Here is a 19,127-nt window from a genome sequence, read left to right on the forward strand (position 1 = left end):
TAAGGAGGGAGGTCGCTTGAAAAGCAGGACGCTGCGGATGTTCTCGATCGGACTTTCCATTGCAGCTGCAATTTCCGCCGTGCTTCCGCTTCCTCAGGCAGCGGCATCGCAGCTGCCTTATGAAACGTATTATAAGGATGGCTTCGGCCAGCTTATCCATACGCAGGCAGCCTATATTCCGGCTGGCATAATTGGCTATAATGCGGCTATTCCGGATCAGGCAAAGACAGAGGAGAACGGCGCCGCAACGCTGCAGCTCAATCAACCGAAGGATTTATTCATCGATCGCAACGATCATCTGTATATCGCCGATACAGGCAATAATCGGATTGTAGAGCTGGACAGTAATGGGGAATATGTCCGCCAGATTAAGGTTGAGGAGAGTCCGCTCAAAAAGCCGAGCGGCGTATTCGTCCATACGAACGGCGATATTTATATCGCGGATACCGGTAATAACAGAGTCGTACGGCTGGATGCTCGAGGCAAGCTGCTGAAGCAATTCGGCCGTCCGGATACAGAATATATTCCGGCATCGTTCAAATACGATCCTGTCAACATGGTCGTCGACAAGCGCGGCTTTCTGTACATTGCATCGTTAGGTGCGTACCAGGGATTGCTGGAGCTCGATCCAGAAGGGGAATTCGTTTCTTTCTTTGGTCCGAATAAAGTATCGTTCTCAATGTTCGACGCGTTTAAGCGTTTCGTGTATACGAGGGAAATGTACCAACGCGAGCTGAAAAAGCTGCCCGGGGCGATTGCAAATACGGCGATTGACCACGAAGGCTTCATCTATACGGTAACTAAGGAAGTGGCAAGTGATCAAATTAAGAAGCTGAATATCGCGGGACTGGACCAGCTGCGCGGCAAAGGTGACTACGCCTCGGTCATGCCCGTGAGAACCTATGGTGAAGTGCTGCATCATCGTCAGACGGATATGAATCCGCAGCTGAGCGACATTACTGTCGATCAATCGGGTAACATGACGGTCGTCGATTCGGTGTGGAATATCATTAGTCAATACGACCAGAACGGCAATTTGCTGTTTTTCTGGGGTGGGGATGTCGTTCCGGCGACTTCTAAGATCGGCGTCGTTAAGACGCCGACAGCCATCGCTAACGACTCCAAAGGAAATTTGTATGTGCTTGATAACACGAACAACCTCATTCAAGTGCTTCGATTATCGGAATTTGGCGCTCTTGTACACGAAGCGAACGCTCTCACACAGGAGGGGAAATATGAGGAAAGCGAACCGATCTGGCAAGAGGTTCACCGGCTTAATACCCAGTATACACCGGCACTGATCGGGCTGGCGAAGGCGGCCTATAAGCGGCAGGACTTCAAGCTTGCGGCGCAGCTGTATGACCAAGCCGGCGTTGTTAACGGCTACTCCGATTCGTTCTGGCAGAACCGGCTTATTTGGTTCCAGAACAACTTCGGTCTTGTGATGAATGCGGCCCTCATTGCAGCGGTCCTGTTTCTTGCCTGGGGTAGATGGTCTGGGAAGCTGCTGCCGGCATCTGGCCGTATAAGCTGGACAAGAGTGGATCTTACGCTAGTGAGGCAGCTGGGCCATACGTTCACTATTATTCGCAGCCCGATAGATGGCTTTTATAGTATCCGATATGAGAGCAAAGCAGGTTTGCTCGGCACCTTAATATTACTTATCGCAGCAGGGGCGGCGTACGGTTATATGCAGGCAGGTACAAGCTTCATCTTTCAACCGGAAATCCATGACGGCGTTGACCTGCTGCCTAAGATGGTGCAGTTTTACGGCTTGTGGCTAGGCTGGGTCATTTCGAACTACTTGGTGAGCTCTCTGCTTCGTGGGGAAGGTCGATTCCGCGACGTATTTTATGGAAGCAGCTATGCATTATTTCCGATTATTCTTATTGGGATACCTGTAACCTATCTGTCTAATGCATTGACGCTGGATGAGTCAGCGATCTATCAATTTTTCCGGTTGGTCATGATCATCTGGGTTGTGTTACTGATTGTGTGGATGGTACAAGGAATTCATAATTATACGTTTATTGAATCGCTGTTCGTTATTGTTGTGTCGATTTTTACGCTTCTTATTATTGTTATTCTTATCTTCTTGTTTATCAGTTTAAGCTATGAGCTTGTTAATTTTATTAAATCGATTTATCAAGAGGTGATCATCCGATGAAGAGCCGCAAGCTTCCGGTTGCAACGATAGCGAAGACAGCGACGACGGCCTTGCTGCTGCTCTTGATCGGCTGGCTCTCGCTGCAAATATGGAATCCTTGGAGAGACAAGGAGACGGACACCACGTCGACATCCATCCAATTTGATGCGAAGGGGCAGCTGTATCAAGCTGTTATTCCACAGGAGACCAGCTTCCATACGGCTGCGGAGAACGACAAGCTTAAGCTGCTAGTTGACCGCTCTACTTCCCATTTTCAATTGGTGGACAAAGCGACGGGCAGCATTTGGCGATCGTACCCGAATCCGCACCAATGGCCGAAGGAGACAGCAACCGGTACATGGAAAAATCATCTTCTGTCGCCCATTCTAATTGAGTATGTGAATGCAAGAAATTATAAGTCATCCTCATTCACGGCCGGACTTATTGATACCGGCGGTTATTTGGAGCAGTTTCAGATGAAGGAAGACGGCTTCAACGTTACGTTCGCTTTTCCGAAGGCGCAAATGAAAATTCCGGTCGAAGTAACACTTCATTCGGATTACGTCGAGACGAGAGTCATTGACGCTGGAATAATGGAAGGTGAACTGAGCCTGTTGAATGTGAAGCTGTACCCGCTGTTCGGCGCTGAGCCTTCTGTCGGGCAAGACGGCTACATTATGCTTCCGGACGGTACGGGCTCCTTGATCCGGTTCAACGAAAAGCGGATCATGCCTCAGCTAACGTATGACGAGAGTGTGTACGGGCAAGATCTGTCGTTCTATAACGAGGAGACCGACAGACAGCGCATTACGATGCCCGTATATGGCATGAAGTCGGGTGATCAGTCGTTCTTGTCGATTATTACGGAAGGTGAAGCTTACGCGAACATCTACGCTGCACCAGGCGGTGCTGTCGGCCGATCGAATTGGGTGACGACGGAGTGGCAGTATAGGAAAAAGTTTTATCAATCGGTCAGCAGGAGCACAGGTGAAGGGTTCTATATGTATAGCAGCGAACGGTTCGTATCCGAGGGCAGGGCAACCAGATATTATCCGCTCACAGGAGCTGCGAGCGATTACTCAGGGATGGCGGCTGTGTACCGTAACTACTTGATGAGTGAACAGGGGGTGAAGCCGATCCCGTCCACCAAGGATGACATTCCTCTCTATTTGGACATCGTCGGAGCCGACATCGAGAAAGGGCTGTTTACCGATTCCTACTTGAAGGCGACGACGACCGACGAGGCAGCCGCGCTGCTTAAAAGTGTATATGATCTGGGCATTCATAACATTCAGGTTCATTATGCAGGCTGGCAGAAGGACGGTTACAGCTCGCAGGGCGGCTATTTTCCGGTCGATAAGAGAATTGGCGGAAACAACGGCATGAAGAAGTTCATCGATTATGCGCATTCGCTTAATATTCCTGTCTACCTGACGGCTAATTATACGCTTAATAATAATGGAGAAGATAGGTTTTGGTGGAGAAGGGATGGGCTACGCAATATGGCCGGTACAGTGCTGAAGGAGCAGAAGGAGCCGAAGAACGAGCAGGAAGAGGCCTATTATGTCAGTCCGGGCTTTTATGAGAAAGTCGTTCGCTCCGATCTGAACCGCTACAAGAAGCTGGGAGCGGACGGCATCTATTTCGAGAATGGCATCGGTGAGCAGTTAAATACCGATTTCAACAGCCGGTACAAGGACAGCCGAAGCGATACGGTCTCTATTCAGCGAAACATTCTGGAGCAGACGAGGAAGACGTTAGGCTCCGTGTCAACAGGTAATGTTAATTTCTACGCTTTAGATACCGTTGATCACGTCCATCAGCTTGCAAGCGATTATTCGTATGACGTATTCGTTACGGAGCCGATTCCGTTCGCAGCCATCGTACTGCATGGGCTGCGTACGTATACGCTGGAATGGTCGAATATTCGGGATGAATGGCAAAGCCAATTTTTACGCAGCATCGAGTACGGTGCTTCACCTGCTTACATCGTCAGCGGCGACAATTCGGACGATATGCGCCGATCATACTCATTATGGTATTACAGCCTGGATTATACGAATTGGATCAGCCGCATTTCGGATGAGTACAAGCAAGTGAATGCCGTGCTTGCGCAGGTGAAGGACTGCGTTATTACACAGCATCGTTTTATCGCTCCGGGTGTGAACGAAACGGTATATGACGGGGGCTATAGCGTACTGGTCAACTATAATGACGAACCGTATGATACAGGCAATCTGGTCGTTCCAGCGCATGGGTATGCGGTGAAGCAGGGAGGGGAGACGAGATGAGGAGACTAGAGGCAAGCACGCTGCGTAAGCTGGAGGGCTCACTGTTCATCGCGCCATGGGTTTTCGGCTTTGTGACGTTCGTCGCATTTCCGCTTGGCTATTCCCTCTTTATGAGCTTTCACCAGGTCAAAATTGAGGTGAATCGAACGCAGTATGCGTACATCGGCTTTAAACATTACCGGGAAATTCTCGTCGCCAATGGCAGCCTATTGTATGAGGAGTTAATCCCATTCCTGAAGCAATCGCTCATGATGATTCCAATCATCCTCGTTTTCTCCTTGTTCGTCGCTATACTGTTGAACTTAAAGTTTCGAGGTCGTACGCTGTTTCGGGTCATTTTCTTCTTGCCCGTTATATTCTCTTCCGGACAGATCGTGCAAGAATTTATCACACAAGGCGAAGGCTCGCTCAGCATGATGCAAGAGCTTCGTATTGATTATTATCTCCGGGAGTATATGCCGGCTGCATGGGCTTCGCCGATTGAGAATGTCTTAAGCTCATTCGTGCTTGTGTTGTGGTACTCTGGCGTTCAAATTTTAATATTCCTTGCCGGCAGACAGACGCTTCCGGCATCGGTGTATGAAGCGTCCCGCATCGACGGCTCTAACCCTTGGAATACGTTCTGGACGATTACGCTGCCCGGTCTAGTTCCTTACATCTTTCTGAATTTGATGTACACCGTTGTAGATCTGTTCACGTTCCCGTCCAATCCGATCATTAGCAAGGTGAATACGACGAACTATGGCAGCTCAAGTGCACTGGCATGGATTTATTTTTCGATTATTTTGATATTCGTCATGCTCACGCTCCTGCTCTATAGAAGAGTGGATAAAGCGCTGTCTGGCAGATGATGTCGATTAGGGGGGGACGAAGTGAAGATCGAGAGAGAACGTCCTGGTTTATCTATCGGTTGGCAGCTTAGTGCGAAGCTGCGCAGCCGCCTGGAGATACTGCGCTACCGGGTGCTCGGCACGGAGATCGACAAGGGCTTATTATTTAAATTGGTTGTTTATTCCATTCTCATTAATGTGGCCTTCATCTATTTGAAGCCGATTCTGTATATGGTTACAACGATGGTGAAGGATGCGAAAAATATTCTTGATCCGTCGGTTATTTGGGTACCGCGTTCGATTTATACCGGGCATCTGCAGGAAGCGAGCCAGATGCTGCATTACGGTAAGAGCTTCTTCATCAGCGTCTCGCTTGCCACTTCTGTATCGGTACTGCAGGTGTTCTCATGCGCTATTGCTGGGTATGCGTTCGCAAGACTAGACTTCCCGTTGAAGAAGCTGTGTGGAACGCTGCTTCTGTTCACATTTATTATGCCGCCGCAAGTGACGATTCTGCCGACGATTATGCTGTTTAAACAGTTCGGCTGGATGAACACATTCTTGCCAATGGTCGTTCCTGCTTTATTCGGTCATGGGCTCAAAGGAGCAATGTTCGTCATCATTTACCGTTCCTTCTATTCCACATTACCGAAGGAGTTGGACGAAGCGGCGCGCATCGACGGGGCTGGACCGTTCAAAATGTTTTTCCGTGTCATGTTTCCGATATCCCGTTCGGCGACTGTCGTTGTGCTGTTGTTCGCGTTCGTCTGGAACTGGAACGATTTCTATTTCCCGTCACTCTTCATGTTTACCGCAGAAAATGTACCGTTGTCCATCACATTGGCTCGAATGGCCGGAGAGATGGCGCAAGCGGCTGGAGCCGGTGAAATTACGGTATATGCTGAATCGATAAAGATGTCGGCGTCCTTTTTAATTATTATGCCGCTATTGGTCGTATATCTCGTTATGCAGCGCTGGTTCATTGAAGGGGTAGAGCGCTCTGGATTGGTTGAATAAAAAATGATTTGACAAATAAAAACAATAATGTTAAATTTTAAAGCATTAATCCTGATTAAGCTTATAAGATTTAACGGTTATAGTGCTTAAATCGACCGGATAACCGGAGGTTGCTTCATCAAGCAGCTTTCGGTTATTTGCGTTTAGGATTAAATATGATTGAGATTGAGGTGTATTTGAATGAGCGAGAACAAACGGAAAGCTCACTTGAACGTGTTTCTGAGAGCGACAGGCCATCATGCCGGGGCATGGCGTCACGTTGACTCCAAGCCAGAACTTGAGCTGGATATTGATTACTTGGCACAGCTGGCGCAGCTCGCGGAGCGGGGGAAGCTCGATTCGATATTTCTTGCCGATGGCTATGCCGGAGCGGGCAGCAAGCTCGAACCCTTCACGCTGCTTTCGGCGCTCGCTTCCGTTACGAAGCATATTGGACTGATTGCAACGGTCGGTACTGTCTATAACGAGCCGTTCCACGTCGCTCGCCAGTTCGCATCGCTCGATCATATTAGCGGCGGACGTGCTGGCTGGAATATCGTAACCGGTGCAGGCTCGGCGGCGCACAATTTCGGTCGGGATGAGCATCCTGAGCATTCCGAGCGGTACGATACGGGCGAAGAATTCGTCGAAGTGGTGAAGCAGCTATGGGACAGCTGGGAGGACGATGCGCTTATCTACGATAAAGCGAATGGGCGTTTGATTGATTCCAACAAGGTGCATGAGATTCATTTCAAGGGCCGCACGTACTCGGTGAAAGGGCCGCTAAATATTCCTCGTCCACCGCAAGGTTATCCAGTGCTCGTGCAGGCCGGTTCTTCCGAGCGTGGTAAGGAGCTTGCCGCGAAGACTGCGGAAGTGATCTTCACCGCGCAGCAGACATTCGAAGCAGGACGTGAATTCTATGCTGATGTGAAATCAAGACTAGCGAAATATGGACGGACCGTGGACGAGCTTGTCATCATGCCGGGATTTGCTCCTATCGTCGCGGACACGGAAGCGGAGGCGAAGGATATCGAGGCAGAGCTTCATTCATACGTCGATACGAAGCGGGCGCTGCAGAGCTTGTCCGAACGATTTACGGTCGATCTGACGGAATACGATTTGGACGATCCGGTACCGCTCGATAAAGCGAAGCCGCCCGAGCAATTTAACGGCATTCGCAGTCGTCAGGACGCGGTGCTTGATCCGGCAAGACGTGAAGGGTTTACCATTCGTCAATTATTGTACCGCAGTAACGGCGGACACGGGCATATTACGTTCAGCGGTTCGGTACTGCAAACGGCTGATTTTATTGAGAAATGGATCCGTAACGATGCGGCTGACGGGTTCAACGTACTGCCTCAGCTCGTTCCGACAGGGCTTGAGGTGTTCATCGACAAGGTTATTCCGGAGCTGCAAAACCGCGGCTTGTTCCGAACGGAATACGAGGGCACTACACTGCGCGATAGCCTAGGGTTGAAGCGGCCGGCGAATGTCCGGCGTTTGCAGCGACAATGACAGGCAAGGTTAGGAGGCCGTTATGAAGATGAGACCAAATAGAACCATTAATATGCTGTTCGTGACCGCAGCCCTATTAACGGCTTGCGGGGGCGGAAGCGGCAGCGAGATCGAGAAGGAACAGGGCACGGATCAAGCCGGATCCGGGCAGATAGTGGAAGCAAGCGCGAAGGAAGAGCCGAGTGGAAATATTAAGCGGCTGGGCGATGAGAAGCTTACGCTTACGTTCTATTCGAGTGGACCAACGTTTACAGATGTTGAATTCAAGACGATGATTGCCGATCCGATTCATCAGAAATATCCGAACGTTACAATCGAGAGAATATCACCGGCCGCGACTACGACACCGGAAGAAGTACTGTCGACGCAAACGCCGGACATATTGTTCACGAGTGTATCACAGCGGCTCATTCGTACGGGAGCGTTCGAGGATTTACGAGGACTTATTAAAAAGTTCAATTTCGATGAAAGCCGCCTTAAGCCTATTGCTTACAACTATATCAAAGACGCAACCAAAGGCCGAGGCGATCAGATTTACGCGCTGCCGTTCAACGTCAATCAGCACATTTTGTACTATAACAAAGACATCTTTGACAAGTTCGGCGTTCCTTATCCGACTGAGAAGCAAATGACATGGGAGGAAGCGGTTGAGTTGGGTAAGCAGCTGACACGTACGGAGAACGGCGTCAACTATGTTGGTCTTGTAGTGGACAACCTGCAAGGGCTTGGTAAGTCGCTCGGGCTGCCTTATGTAGATCGTGAAACGGGGCAGGCAGCGCTCGATACGCCGGAATGGCTCCGAGTATTCGAACTGCTGAAGCAAATCTACGAAATTCCGGGTTATGTTGCTCCGGACGGCACATGGAATTGGACTCGAGATCATTTTATGAAGGATCAGAACATTGCGATGCGTGCTGCTTGGCTGGCGAACATGGTCGGTCCGCTGGAGGAGCTGCGCCAGCAAGGGGTTGAGTTCAACTGGGATATAGCGCCAGTACCGAATTTCGAAGATCAGCTTGGTACGACGAGAGAAGCGCAAATCCATTCCGTATCGATTAATAGCCAAAGCAAGCATAAGGATGAAGCTTTCCAGGTGCTGGAGTATCTTTTGTCAGATGAAGGGCAGCGAACGATTGCGAGAAATGGCCGTGTGCCGGCGATCATTAATCCTGAGCTTGAGAAGGAGTATGGCGCGGATATTCCGGTTCTGCAGGGCAAAACAGTGCAAAACGTCTTCGTGGGCACACCAATTCAGGAGCACTATCAACATCCGTACGAGGCTGAGATTTCGATTCGATTAACAGAAGCGGCAGAAGGAATGGCCATTCACGGCCTTGATGTGAACTCGGCTATACGTCAAGCGACGGAAGCGATCAATAAAGATGTCGAAACATTAAAAACGACGATAGGCCAGTAATAGTCAGAAAGAGGAGGAATGACGATGAGTAAATCGAAACGTCAGCTGCATTTGAATGCTTTTCTATTCGGTACGGGCCATCATGAGGCGTCCTGGCGATTGCCTGAAGCGAGACCGGACAAAAATCTTGATTTTGAACATATACTTAGCATCGTGCAAACGGCCGAGCGCGGACTGCTGGATTCGGTATTTCTTGCGGATGGATATGTCGGTCGATCGAACAAGCTTGAGCCATTCACAGAACTTGCAGCGCTCGCGAGCCGGACGAAGCATATTGGCTTGATCGCCACAGTCGGAACGACCTATAACGAGCCGTTCCATGTCGCACGCAAGTTCGCCTCACTCGACCATATCAGCAAAGGACGCGCTGGCTGGAACATCGTGACAGGCGCTGGCTCAGCTGCACATAACTTCGGACTGGAGGAGCATCCTGCGCATGCGGAGCGGTATGAAGACGCTAATGAATTTGTCGAGGTCGTCAAGCAGCTGTGGGACAGCTGGGAGGACGATGCGGTGCTGAACGACAAGGTGTCAGGCAGACTGTACGATCAAAGCAAAATTCATACGATTAATTACGTAGGCAAGTATTACAAGGTGCAAGGCCCGCTTAATATCGCCCGGCCGCCGCAGGGCTATCCGGTGCTTGTTCAAGCGGGCTCATCTGAAAGCGGAAAAGAATTTGCGGCGAAGGTCGCAGAAGTAATTTTCACCGCCCATCAGAGCATCGAAAGCGCTCAGCTGTTCTATCATGACGTTAAATCACGTCTTGCGAAGTACGGCCGCACGAATGATGAGCTTCATATATTGCCAGGAATCAGTCCGATTCTCGCAGAGACGGAATCCGAAGCGCATGAAATTGAGAACCAGCTGTTCGAGTTTATCGATAAGGACATTGCGGTCCGCAATTTGTCAGAGCGTCTCGGCGTCGATCTGTCTGCTCGTTCAATTGACGAGCCGCTGACCATTGAAGGGCTGCGAACGACCGATGAGGTGAACGGCAACAAAAGCCGTCATCAGCTTATTCTCGACTTGATCCGTGACGAGCAGCTTTCACTGCGGCAGCTCATTGGACGTCTCGGCGGAGCGCGCGGACACTTCACGTTCACGGGAACGCCGATCCAACTGGCGGATAAAATTGAGGAATGGTTTGTTAATGGAGCGGCAGATGGCTTTAACGTGATGCCTCAAGTGTATCCGAGCGGACTTGAAATTTTCGTGGATAAAGTGATCCCGGAACTGCAAAACCGCGGACTGTTCCGTACCGCCTATGAGGGCACAACGTTGCGCGATAGGCTTGGCTTGAAGCGCCCGGAGAACGCCCGCCGCTGGGCGAAAGCTTATCAATAAATTCTAACATGGTCATCTAAGGGAGAGAGCATGAGATGAAGAAAGTAGCGAACAGCATTACTGCACTATTACTGCTGTCTATTTTATCCGCTTGCGGCGGTAATGGGGGAGGGGAGAAGGCAACGAACGCAGACCATACGGAAAACACGAATACAGGCACTAATATAAAGAATTCATCCACTGCTGATGAGCACAAGCTGGGCAGCAAGCCCTTGACACTGACGTTCTACAGCACGAGCGGAACATTGCCGGATACAGAATTCAAAACGTTGATTGCCGATCCGATTCATGCCAAATATCCAAAGGTGACGATCGAGCGGATTACGCCAGCAGCGACAACGACTCCAGAAGAAGTGTTGACGACGCATACACCTGACATTATATATTCAACTTCCACGACTCACCAAAGAATAAAGCGTACAGGCGTTTATGAAGATTTGCGCGGCTTAATTGATCAGTATCAATTCGATACGAGCCGCATCAAACCGATTCTGTGGAATTATATTGAGGAGCTTGGGGACAACGGGGAGATATTCGCAATCCCGTTCAATTCGAACCAGCACGTACTCTATTATAACAAAGATATATTCGATAAATTCGGCGTCGAATATCCGACCAGTGAGCAGCTAACCTGGGATCAGGTGCTTGAAACCGCGAAGAAGCTGACGCGGACCGAGAACGGTGTCCATTACGTCGGCTTGTCGGTCGATAACTTAACAGGCTTGGCCAAGGGGCTGGGACTGCCATACTTGGATCGTGAAACGGGTAATGCGGCGATCGATACGCCGGAATGGCATCGCATTTTCGAATTGAATAAGCAAATTTTCGAAATACCGGGTTACGTTTCGCGAGATGGTGTGTGGGAGTATGGACGTGATCAGTTTATGAAGGAGCAGACCGTTGCTATGCGCGTTACGTGGCTGGCTAATATGGTTGGCCCGCTTGAGGAGCTGCGCCAGCAAGGCATTGAGTTTAATTGGGACATTGCGCCAGCACCGAACTTTGAGGATCAATTGGGCAAGACGAGGGAAGCGCAAATCCATTCGTTATCAATCAATACTCAGAGCCAACATAAGGAAGAAGCGTTCCAGGTCATTGCCGAGATTTTATCCGACGAAGGTCAGCGCATTCTTTCACGTAATGGCCGGGTACCTGCTATTATAAACCCAGAACTGGTGAAGGAGTACGGGCTGGAGATTCCGGTGCTGCAAGGCAAAACCGTTCAAAACGTATTTGTCGGCGAGCCGCTTCAGGAGCATTATTTCCACCCCTATGAGACAGAGATTTCCGCTCGTCTGACCGAGGCGGCAGCAGATATGGCTGTTAACGGATTAGATGTCAATTCAGCGATCCGCAAAGCGACCGAAGCCATTAATAAGGATGTTGAATCGCTGCGGGCGACAATTGGCGAACAATAAGCAGTAGTCTAGGCTGGATATAATGATTACTGAATGATTATTCATATTGACAGTAGTGATGGATAATGGTAAATTTAGCTTGTTATAATTAAACTAAATTGATAGGAATTATAAGAATAATAGCCTGCCGGACCACCGGAGACACCGCTAATTGTGTCTCCGGTTTTTTATTGGATGCGGACTGCCGGCTTTGACAGGAGGAAGAAGGAAGAGATGAACGACACGATTCGCTTGCTGAGAGCACATCGGTCGATACGCAAGTACAAGGACGATGTGGTATCGGATGAACATTTGCAGGCAATTGCGTTAGCCGCCCAGGCTGCGCCAACATCATCGAACATTCAAGCTTATAGCGTCGTTGCTGTACGAGATGCGAAGCGCAGGCGAGTGCTGGCAGGGCTGGCCGGCAATCAGAAGCATATTGAAGAAAGTCCGTTGTTCTTCGTCTGGCTTGCCGATTTGAACAAGATTCGCGCTGCGATTCAGCTGCATGAAGAAACGGAACTGCAGCAGAATACAGAGCTGTTTCTGCTGGCGACGATCGATGCGACATTGGCTGCACAGAATGCTGTCATCGCTGCGGAATCGCTCGGATACGGCACCGTCTATATCGGCGGCATTCGGAACAATCCGCAGGCGGTCAGCGAGCTGCTGGAGCTTCCGCCGCTGGTGTATCCCGTATTCGGACTATGTGTTGGCGTGCCCGATCAAGAGCCGGATATTCGGCCTCGACTTCCGCTTCGCGCTTTTCTGCATGAGGAGACATATCATCATGATCGAGTTGTCGGTGCGATAGAGGAATATGACGAGACGACTCGCACGTACTATGCGACGCGCCGCGGAGGCGGCAAAGGCGGAGAGGTAGAGACGAAATGGTCGAGAGAAATGGTTCGCCGCTTTGATGGCGGACGCCTTCGCGGACATATGCGAAACTTTCTGCAGGATCGCGGCTTCGACCTGAGCTAGAGCTTTAGGGATGACTAGAGAAGAGGTGCGCAGCATATGAGTGGATGGAATCAACGCAAGCAGGCACATTTCAACGTGTTTATGAGAGGATCCGGACATCATTCGGCCGCTTGGAAGCACCCGGATTCGAATCCGAAGGCCGATCTGGAGCTCGACTATTACGTCGGCATTGCGAGAATTGCAGAGCGTGGGCTGTTCGACTCCTTGTTCATGGCGGACAACTATTCGGGCTTCGGCCGCAGGCTGGAGCCGTTCACGCTACTGTCGGCGATCGCTGCTTTAACGAAGCATATTGGCTTCATCGCAACGGTCAGTACAACCTATAACGATCCGTATCACGTTGCGAGAAAGTTCGCCTCACTGGATCATATTAGCAAAGGGAGAGCGGCATGGAATATTGTTACCGGCCATTCCCAAGAGGATGCCGACAATTTGTCAAGGCCTGAGCATCCCGATGTGTCGACGCGGTATGAGATTGGGGATGAATTCGTCGAGGTGACGAAGCAGCTGTGGGACAGCTGGGAAGAGGATGCGCTCGTATACGACAGAGTGAACGATGTAGCGCTCGACCGTAGGAAGGTGCATGAGATACATTTCAAAGGCAAGTATTACAACGTTAAAGGGCCTTTGAACATTCCAAGACCGCCGCAAGGTTATCCAGTACTTGTGCAAGCCGGCTCGTCGGAAGGCGGGAAGGAGCTCGCAGCGAAGACAGCCGAGGTCATCTTCACTGCACAACAGACGCTTGGCGCTGCACAAAATTTCTATCGCGACGTTAAATCCCGCTTGGCGAAGTACGGACGCAGACCGGAACATCTGCTGATTATGCCGGGTCTATGCCCAATCGTCGCCGACACGGAGAAGGAAGCTCGGGATATCGAGGAAGAATTCAACAGTCTTCTGAATCCGAAGCAGGCACTTCGCCGACTTTCTAACTATTTCACGGTTGATCTAACCGAATATTCGCTCGATGATCTGGTGCCGGTCGACAAGGCGAAACCGTATGGCTCGATTACTACTGGCATTACGAGCCGTCAAGAGGTCGTCGTTGACGCAGCTGCTCGGGATAAAATGACGCTTCGTCAGTTTATCGCCCGAAGCGCGGCTGCACACGGACATGTATCGTTCACTGGCTCGGTTATGCAAACGGCTGATTTCATTGAACGATGGCTGCTGGAGAACGGCGCTGACGGCTTTAATATTCTGCCTCACGTTTATTACAAAGGTTTGGAAACGTTCGTCGACAAAGTCGTGCCGGAGCTGCAAAACCGCGGCTTGTTCCGAACAGAGTACGAAGGCAAGACGCTGCGAGAGAACCTTGGCTTGGAACGTCCAGTTAATCGTAACCGAGCGAGATGGCTCGCATCGAGAGAAGGACAGAAGGCGCTGGCTCATAGCGACTGGGTTTAAACAAACGAATCTATGATTAGGAGGAATTTAAAATGTCTGTACAATATCGCCAATTAGGTGCAAGCGGGTTGAAGGTAAGTGAAATTAGTCTTGGCAGCTGGCTGACTTACGGAGGTTATGTTGAACGGGAGAACGCGGTGCGGTCGATTCGCAAAGCGTATGAGCTTGGCATCAACTTTTTTGATACGGCTAATGTCTATGCAAAAGGCGAAGCGGAGCGTGTCGTCGGGGAAACGCTTCGCGATTACGAGCGTTCGTCCTACGTGCTGGCGACCAAGGTGTACGGCAAGATCGGAGACGGTCCGAACGACCGCGGCTTATCGCGCAAGCATGTCATCGAGTCTGCCAATGCAAGCCTGAAGCGTCTCGGACACGATTATGTCGATATTTTATATAGTCACCGGTTCGATGCAAGCACACCGCTTGAAGAAACGCTCCGTGCGTTCGACGATCTGGTGCGCCAGGGTAAAGTGCTTTATATCGGCGTGAGCGAATGGACGGCGGCGCAAATTACGGAAGCGTTCGCGATTGCGGACAAATATTTGCTCGACAAAATCGTTGTCAATCAGCCGATTTACAACTTGTTCGAGCGTTATATTGAGAAAGAAATTATACCGCTCGGCGAGAAGAAAGGGTTCGGCCAAGTGGTATTCTCGCCGCTGGCACAAGGCATTCTGACGGGCAAATATTCCGCGGGATCCATTCCGGCTGATTCCCGTGCTGTGAAGCATGACAATTTCAAAAACAAGCTGACGGAGGATAGGTTGGCAAAAGTTGCAGAGCTCCAAGATATCGCCCGCGAACAAGGCATAACGGTCAGCCAGCTATCGCTTGCTTGGATTCTCCGCCAGCCGAATGTTGCAAGCGCCCTAATCGGTGCGAGCCGCCCTGAGCAGGTAGAAGAGAATGTGAAGGCTTCCGGCGTCGTCCTTAATGAGGAAGTGTTAAACCGCATTTCGAGGGTCATCAATAATGAACCGGTAACGGTGCGCGGCTCGTTCTAATCGAGTAGATTTCGTGCTTATGCCTGCATTGTGTGCAGTAATGGTCTTGCCTGCCGAATGGTTGAGTGAGACAGACTGCATATGATGCAGGCTTTTCGACCGCTAATTCGTTTATGATCGTCAGATCCGAACTAAATTGCTGCATGTATACAGAGTCAATCAATTGCAGACTAGCTCTACGCTAATTAGCCTACTCATACAGCGGGAAGTGATTGTCTTATTGAAATCAACGAAATTGATTAAAAGCTTCTTCATGACGACCTGGCCAGTATATTCAGCTTCTCTCACCCTTCATTTCGTATCGAATTGGATAAATGTTAATTTCCCGAAGGTGCTCGGACGGTTCACCGATCAGCTTGCCGCTGGCGTCCTTACGCATGACAAAGTCGTATCCTTCAGTCTGCTGCTGCTTGCAATCGGTATAGGACATGTCCTATTCAACGGCTGTGCAATGTATTTAGTTATGTATGTCGGCCGCAAGTTCGAATTTCACGTGCGGGGAAAGTTGTTTCACCATTTTACTTTAATGAGCGAACGTTTCTATTCTAACAATGGAGTTGGCAGGCTGCTCAGTTACTTCATGAACGACGTAACGGCGGTCCGGGAATCGATCTCGATGGGCTTCAATGCGACCGCGAACGCAACGATGCTGCTAGCTGCTGCTGCTGCGATAATGATATCAAGCGGCATCCCGTTTTTTTTGATTGCGGCCTCAGTGTTTCCGCTGCTGCTAATCCCATTTATTGTCATATATCTTGGTCCGCTTATCCGCGAGCGGTCGTTAGCCGTGCAAGAATCGTTAGGGAGAATGACGGAGCTGGCAGAAGAGCAGTTCGGCGGCGTTCGAGTAACGAAAAAATTCGCAGTAGAAGACGTAATGGAACGTCGCTTTAATGCATCGGTCGACGAAATATGCCGCAATCAGCGGCTGCTCGTTCGAGTATCCTCGTTATTTCAGGCACTCGTTCCGTATCTGGGGACGATTGCATTAATTACCGCGCTTGCATTCGGAGGTTATTTAGCGATCCACGGCCGAATTACGCTAGGTCATTTCGTCGCTTTGACACTGTATGTTCGGATGTTGATGAATCCGCTTCAGCAAATCGGCAACGTTATTAATTCGATTCAACGGTCGAGAGCATCGCTGGAGAGATTAAATAGACTGCTGTCCGAGCAATCAGAGATTGTCGAGTCGGCATCCGCGCGAGACGTTAATCTTTCGGCCGCTGTGCTCCGCATCCGTAATCTAACGTTCGCGTACCAGCCGTCCTCCCGTCCTGCTCTGCACAACATTCAGCTTACACTCAAGCCGGGGGCGACATTGGGCATAATTGGACGTACTGGAAGCGGTAAGACGACGCTAATGAAGCTTCTGTTACGGATGTATGATCCACCTCCTGGGACAATTCTGTTCGGCAGCACAGATATTCGTGAGATGACGCTTGAAAGCTTGCGCAATCAAATTGCATACGTGCCGCAAGACGGCTTCTTATTCAGTACGACGATTCGTGAGAATATCGCGTTCCATAACCGTGAAGCCAAGCTGTGTGCGGTGAAGACGGCAGCGAAACAAGCACGAATCTATGACAATATCGTCAATCTGCCGAGCCGATTCGATACACGCCTTGGCGAACGCGGTATGACGCTGTCCGGTGGGCAACGCCAGCGCACCAGCTTGGCGAGGGGACTCATTAAGAATGCCCCTCTATTAATTCTTGATGACAGTGTCAGTGCGGTCGATACCGTAACGGAGAAAGAAATTATTAGCACGATTCGGAAGGAAAGAGCAGGCAAGACGACAATTATTATTGCGCACCGGATTAGCGCGATTAAGCATGCCGACATTATTCTCGTCGTTGACGAAGGAGCAGTCGTGCAGCGTGGTACTCATGAGCAGCTGCTGCGGGAGCCTGGACTTTATGCAGAGCTTCATGCGATCCAAGAGGAGGGACAACAGCATGCGACCGGCACAGGCTATTCATAATTGGCAGCTGGACCAGAAGTCCGATCCGAACCTGCCGGAGCAGAAGCCACAGTATGTATCTGCATTTCGTGCCTTGTCGCGTTATGTTAGACCACATCTTGTATCGTTTGGCCTCGTGTTTCTGTTCACGATTATCGCCATTCTATCCGATTTGCTACAGCCTTATTTGATGAAAATCGCGATCGACGACAATTTGCTTGCCGGTCATAACGATTATAAAGGGCTTCTGGTGATTTGTGCTGCGTATTTTACTTTGTCGGCATCAAGCTTTCTCTTTACGTATTTGCAGAACAATTTGCTTCAGCGTATCGGTCAAAACATCGTCGGCTTAATTCGCAAGCAGCTGTTCAGTCATATTCTTAAGCAGTCGATGCGATATTTCCACCGGATGTCGAGCGGCAGCCTCATTACGCATATATCAAGTGATACGGAGGCGCTGAACCAATTTTTTAACCAGGTGCTGCTCAGTATGTTCCGGGATGGATTGACGCTTATGCTGATTATCGCGATGATGTTTCATCTTAATGCAAGGTTGGCTCTATATTGCTTAGTGCTGCTGCCGATTATTTCGCTTATTGCCATCGGGTTTCGATCGTTCATGCGCTCCACCTACCAGATAGCGAGAACGAGGCTGTCGCGAATGGTTGCTTTCGTAGCGGAAAATTTGTCGGGAATGAATCTTGTGCAGGCGTTCCATCAGCAGCGCGAGCAAGAGAAGCAGTTCAACGAACGTAACGGTTTGTATTTCCAAGCGAATGTTCGCGAGATTCGAACGAATATTTTGTTCGGCAGGACATTTGATGTGCTCAGCAACCTGTCAATTGCATTTGTGACTTGGGTAGGAGGCAGTGCTGTATTGGGCGAGCATCTTGCATTCGGAGTGTTGTACGCTTTTATCACTTATATCCGTCAGTTTTTTCAACCGATTAATACGATTACCCAGCAGTGGAATACGTTGCAGTCCGCCACGGTTGCTGTTTCTCGAATTTGGACCGTATTTGACAGCGAACCGGATGTTAAGGATCCGATTCTAATAAACCCGAATTGGAATGAGGACAACGTTCGCGGCCAAATCGAATTCGATCATATCTCGTTCGGCTATGAGCCAGGCGTACCCATCATAAGGAATTTACAGTTAACAATTACCCCCGGCGAAATGATCGGCGTTGTCGGAACGACGGGAGCGGGCAAAAGCTCCTTGGTCAGTCTGCTGTGCAGATTTTATGACGTACAAGAAGGGGCCATTCGAATTGACGGCTGCGACATCCGTCATATTCCCCAAGCTTCGCTTCACCGAATTGTCGGATTAGTTCAGCAGGATCCATATCTGTATTCCGGGACCATTATCGACAACATCCGTCTGTTCGATGAATCAATCAGCCGAGAGGATGTTGTAGCTGCATGCGAGTTCGTAGGCGCAAGCGCTATTATTGAGCGGCTACCGGATCGTTACGATACGAGGCTGTCGGAGCGGGGGAGCGGGCTATCGTCTGGAGAGCGTCAGCTAATCTCATTCGCGAGAATACTCGTATTCAAGCCGAAAGTGCTTATTCTGGACGAGGCGAGCGCGAACTTGGACTCACAGACGGAACAGCTCATTCAGCAAGCCCTTCATGCGGTGTCGCGTGATCGGACGACGATCGTTATTGCACACCGTCTGTCTACTATTCAGCAGGCAGATAGAATTCTTGTTATGAGCCGTGGAGAAATCGTGGAGCAAGGCACGCACGAGCAGCTCGTTAACTTGGGCGGACAATATCGTCAGTTGTATGAGAATTCAAGATAATACAGAGCGAAGGT

The 19,127-nt window shown here is 50.0% G+C and carries 13 protein-coding genes; all 13 read left to right on the top strand.

The genetic code is table 11. From position 1 onward, the window contains the following. Positions 1 to 16 precede the first annotated feature (16 nt). Positions 17 to 2,167 carry a YIP1 family protein gene (locus PXY01_RS07110; RefSeq protein WP_246027822.1) on the top strand — a complete coding sequence of 717 codons (2,151 nt, stop codon included), beginning with the start codon at positions 17 to 19 and terminating at the stop codon, positions 2,165 to 2,167. Beyond that, positions 2,164 to 4,437, top strand: coding sequence for a DUF5696 domain-containing protein (locus PXY01_RS07115; RefSeq protein WP_127568699.1), 2,274 nt, complete (start codon positions 2,164 to 2,166; stop codon positions 4,435 to 4,437). Before PXY01_RS07110 ends, PXY01_RS07115 begins: the two co-directional genes overlap by 4 nt. Beyond that, complete coding sequence (locus PXY01_RS07120; protein ID WP_127568701.1) at positions 4,434 to 5,288, top strand: carbohydrate ABC transporter permease; 855 nt, start codon at positions 4,434 to 4,436, stop codon at positions 5,286 to 5,288. Before PXY01_RS07115 ends, PXY01_RS07120 begins: the two co-directional genes overlap by 4 nt. A 21-nt stretch (positions 5,289 to 5,309) precedes the next feature. Next, positions 5,310 to 6,284 carry a carbohydrate ABC transporter permease gene (locus PXY01_RS07125; RefSeq protein ID WP_127568703.1) on the top strand — a complete coding sequence of 325 codons (975 nt, stop codon included), beginning with the start codon at positions 5,310 to 5,312 and terminating at the stop codon, positions 6,282 to 6,284. 180 nt (positions 6,285 to 6,464) lie between these two features. After that, positions 6,465 to 7,781 carry an LLM class flavin-dependent oxidoreductase gene (locus PXY01_RS07130; RefSeq protein ID WP_127568705.1) on the top strand — a complete coding sequence of 439 codons (1,317 nt, stop codon included), beginning with the start codon at positions 6,465 to 6,467 and terminating at the stop codon, positions 7,779 to 7,781. A 28-nt stretch (positions 7,782 to 7,809) separates the two neighbouring features. Further along, a complete protein-coding gene (locus tag PXY01_RS07135; RefSeq protein ID WP_164744323.1) occupies positions 7,810 to 9,198 on the top strand; it encodes an ABC transporter substrate-binding protein in 1,389 nt (462 codons plus the stop codon). Between the two features lie 24 nt (positions 9,199 to 9,222). Further along, positions 9,223 to 10,545 carry an LLM class flavin-dependent oxidoreductase gene (locus tag PXY01_RS07140; protein ID WP_127568709.1) on the top strand — a complete coding sequence of 441 codons (1,323 nt, stop codon included), beginning with the start codon at positions 9,223 to 9,225 and terminating at the stop codon, positions 10,543 to 10,545. 35 nt (positions 10,546 to 10,580) lie between these two features. After that, the gene (locus PXY01_RS07145; RefSeq protein ID WP_127568711.1) at positions 10,581 to 11,963 is read left to right on the top strand and encodes an ABC transporter substrate-binding protein; all 1,383 of its coding nucleotides are present in this window, start codon (positions 10,581 to 10,583) and stop codon (positions 11,961 to 11,963) included. Positions 11,964 to 12,176: 213 nt separating this feature from the next. Next, positions 12,177 to 12,929 carry an oxygen-insensitive NADPH nitroreductase gene (nfsA, locus tag PXY01_RS07150; protein ID WP_127568713.1) on the top strand — a complete coding sequence of 251 codons (753 nt, stop codon included), beginning with the start codon at positions 12,177 to 12,179 and terminating at the stop codon, positions 12,927 to 12,929. Positions 12,930 to 12,965: 36 nt separating this feature from the next. Further along, positions 12,966 to 14,339 (top strand): LLM class flavin-dependent oxidoreductase, encoded by a 1,374-nt coding sequence (locus PXY01_RS07155; protein WP_127568715.1) that lies wholly within the window; start codon positions 12,966 to 12,968, stop codon positions 14,337 to 14,339. Positions 14,340 to 14,371: 32 nt separating this feature from the next. Beyond that, positions 14,372 to 15,343 (top strand): aldo/keto reductase family protein, encoded by a 972-nt coding sequence (locus PXY01_RS07160; RefSeq protein WP_127568717.1) that lies wholly within the window; start codon positions 14,372 to 14,374, stop codon positions 15,341 to 15,343. A 220-nt stretch (positions 15,344 to 15,563) separates the two neighbouring features. Continuing rightward, on the top strand, positions 15,564 to 17,327 hold the full coding sequence (locus PXY01_RS07165; RefSeq protein WP_127568719.1) for an ABC transporter ATP-binding protein: 1,764 nt from the start codon (positions 15,564 to 15,566) through the stop codon (positions 17,325 to 17,327). Then, on the top strand, positions 17,302 to 19,113 hold the full coding sequence (locus PXY01_RS07170; protein WP_127568721.1) for an ABC transporter ATP-binding protein: 1,812 nt from the start codon (positions 17,302 to 17,304) through the stop codon (positions 19,111 to 19,113). Before PXY01_RS07165 ends, PXY01_RS07170 begins: the two co-directional genes overlap by 26 nt. Positions 19,114 to 19,127 lie beyond the last annotated feature (14 nt).

Origin of the sequence: Paenibacillus xylaniclasticus (assembly GCF_004001065.1) — a bacterium.
GTDB lineage: Bacteria > Bacillota > Bacilli > Paenibacillales > Paenibacillaceae > Paenibacillus_T > Paenibacillus_T xylaniclasticus.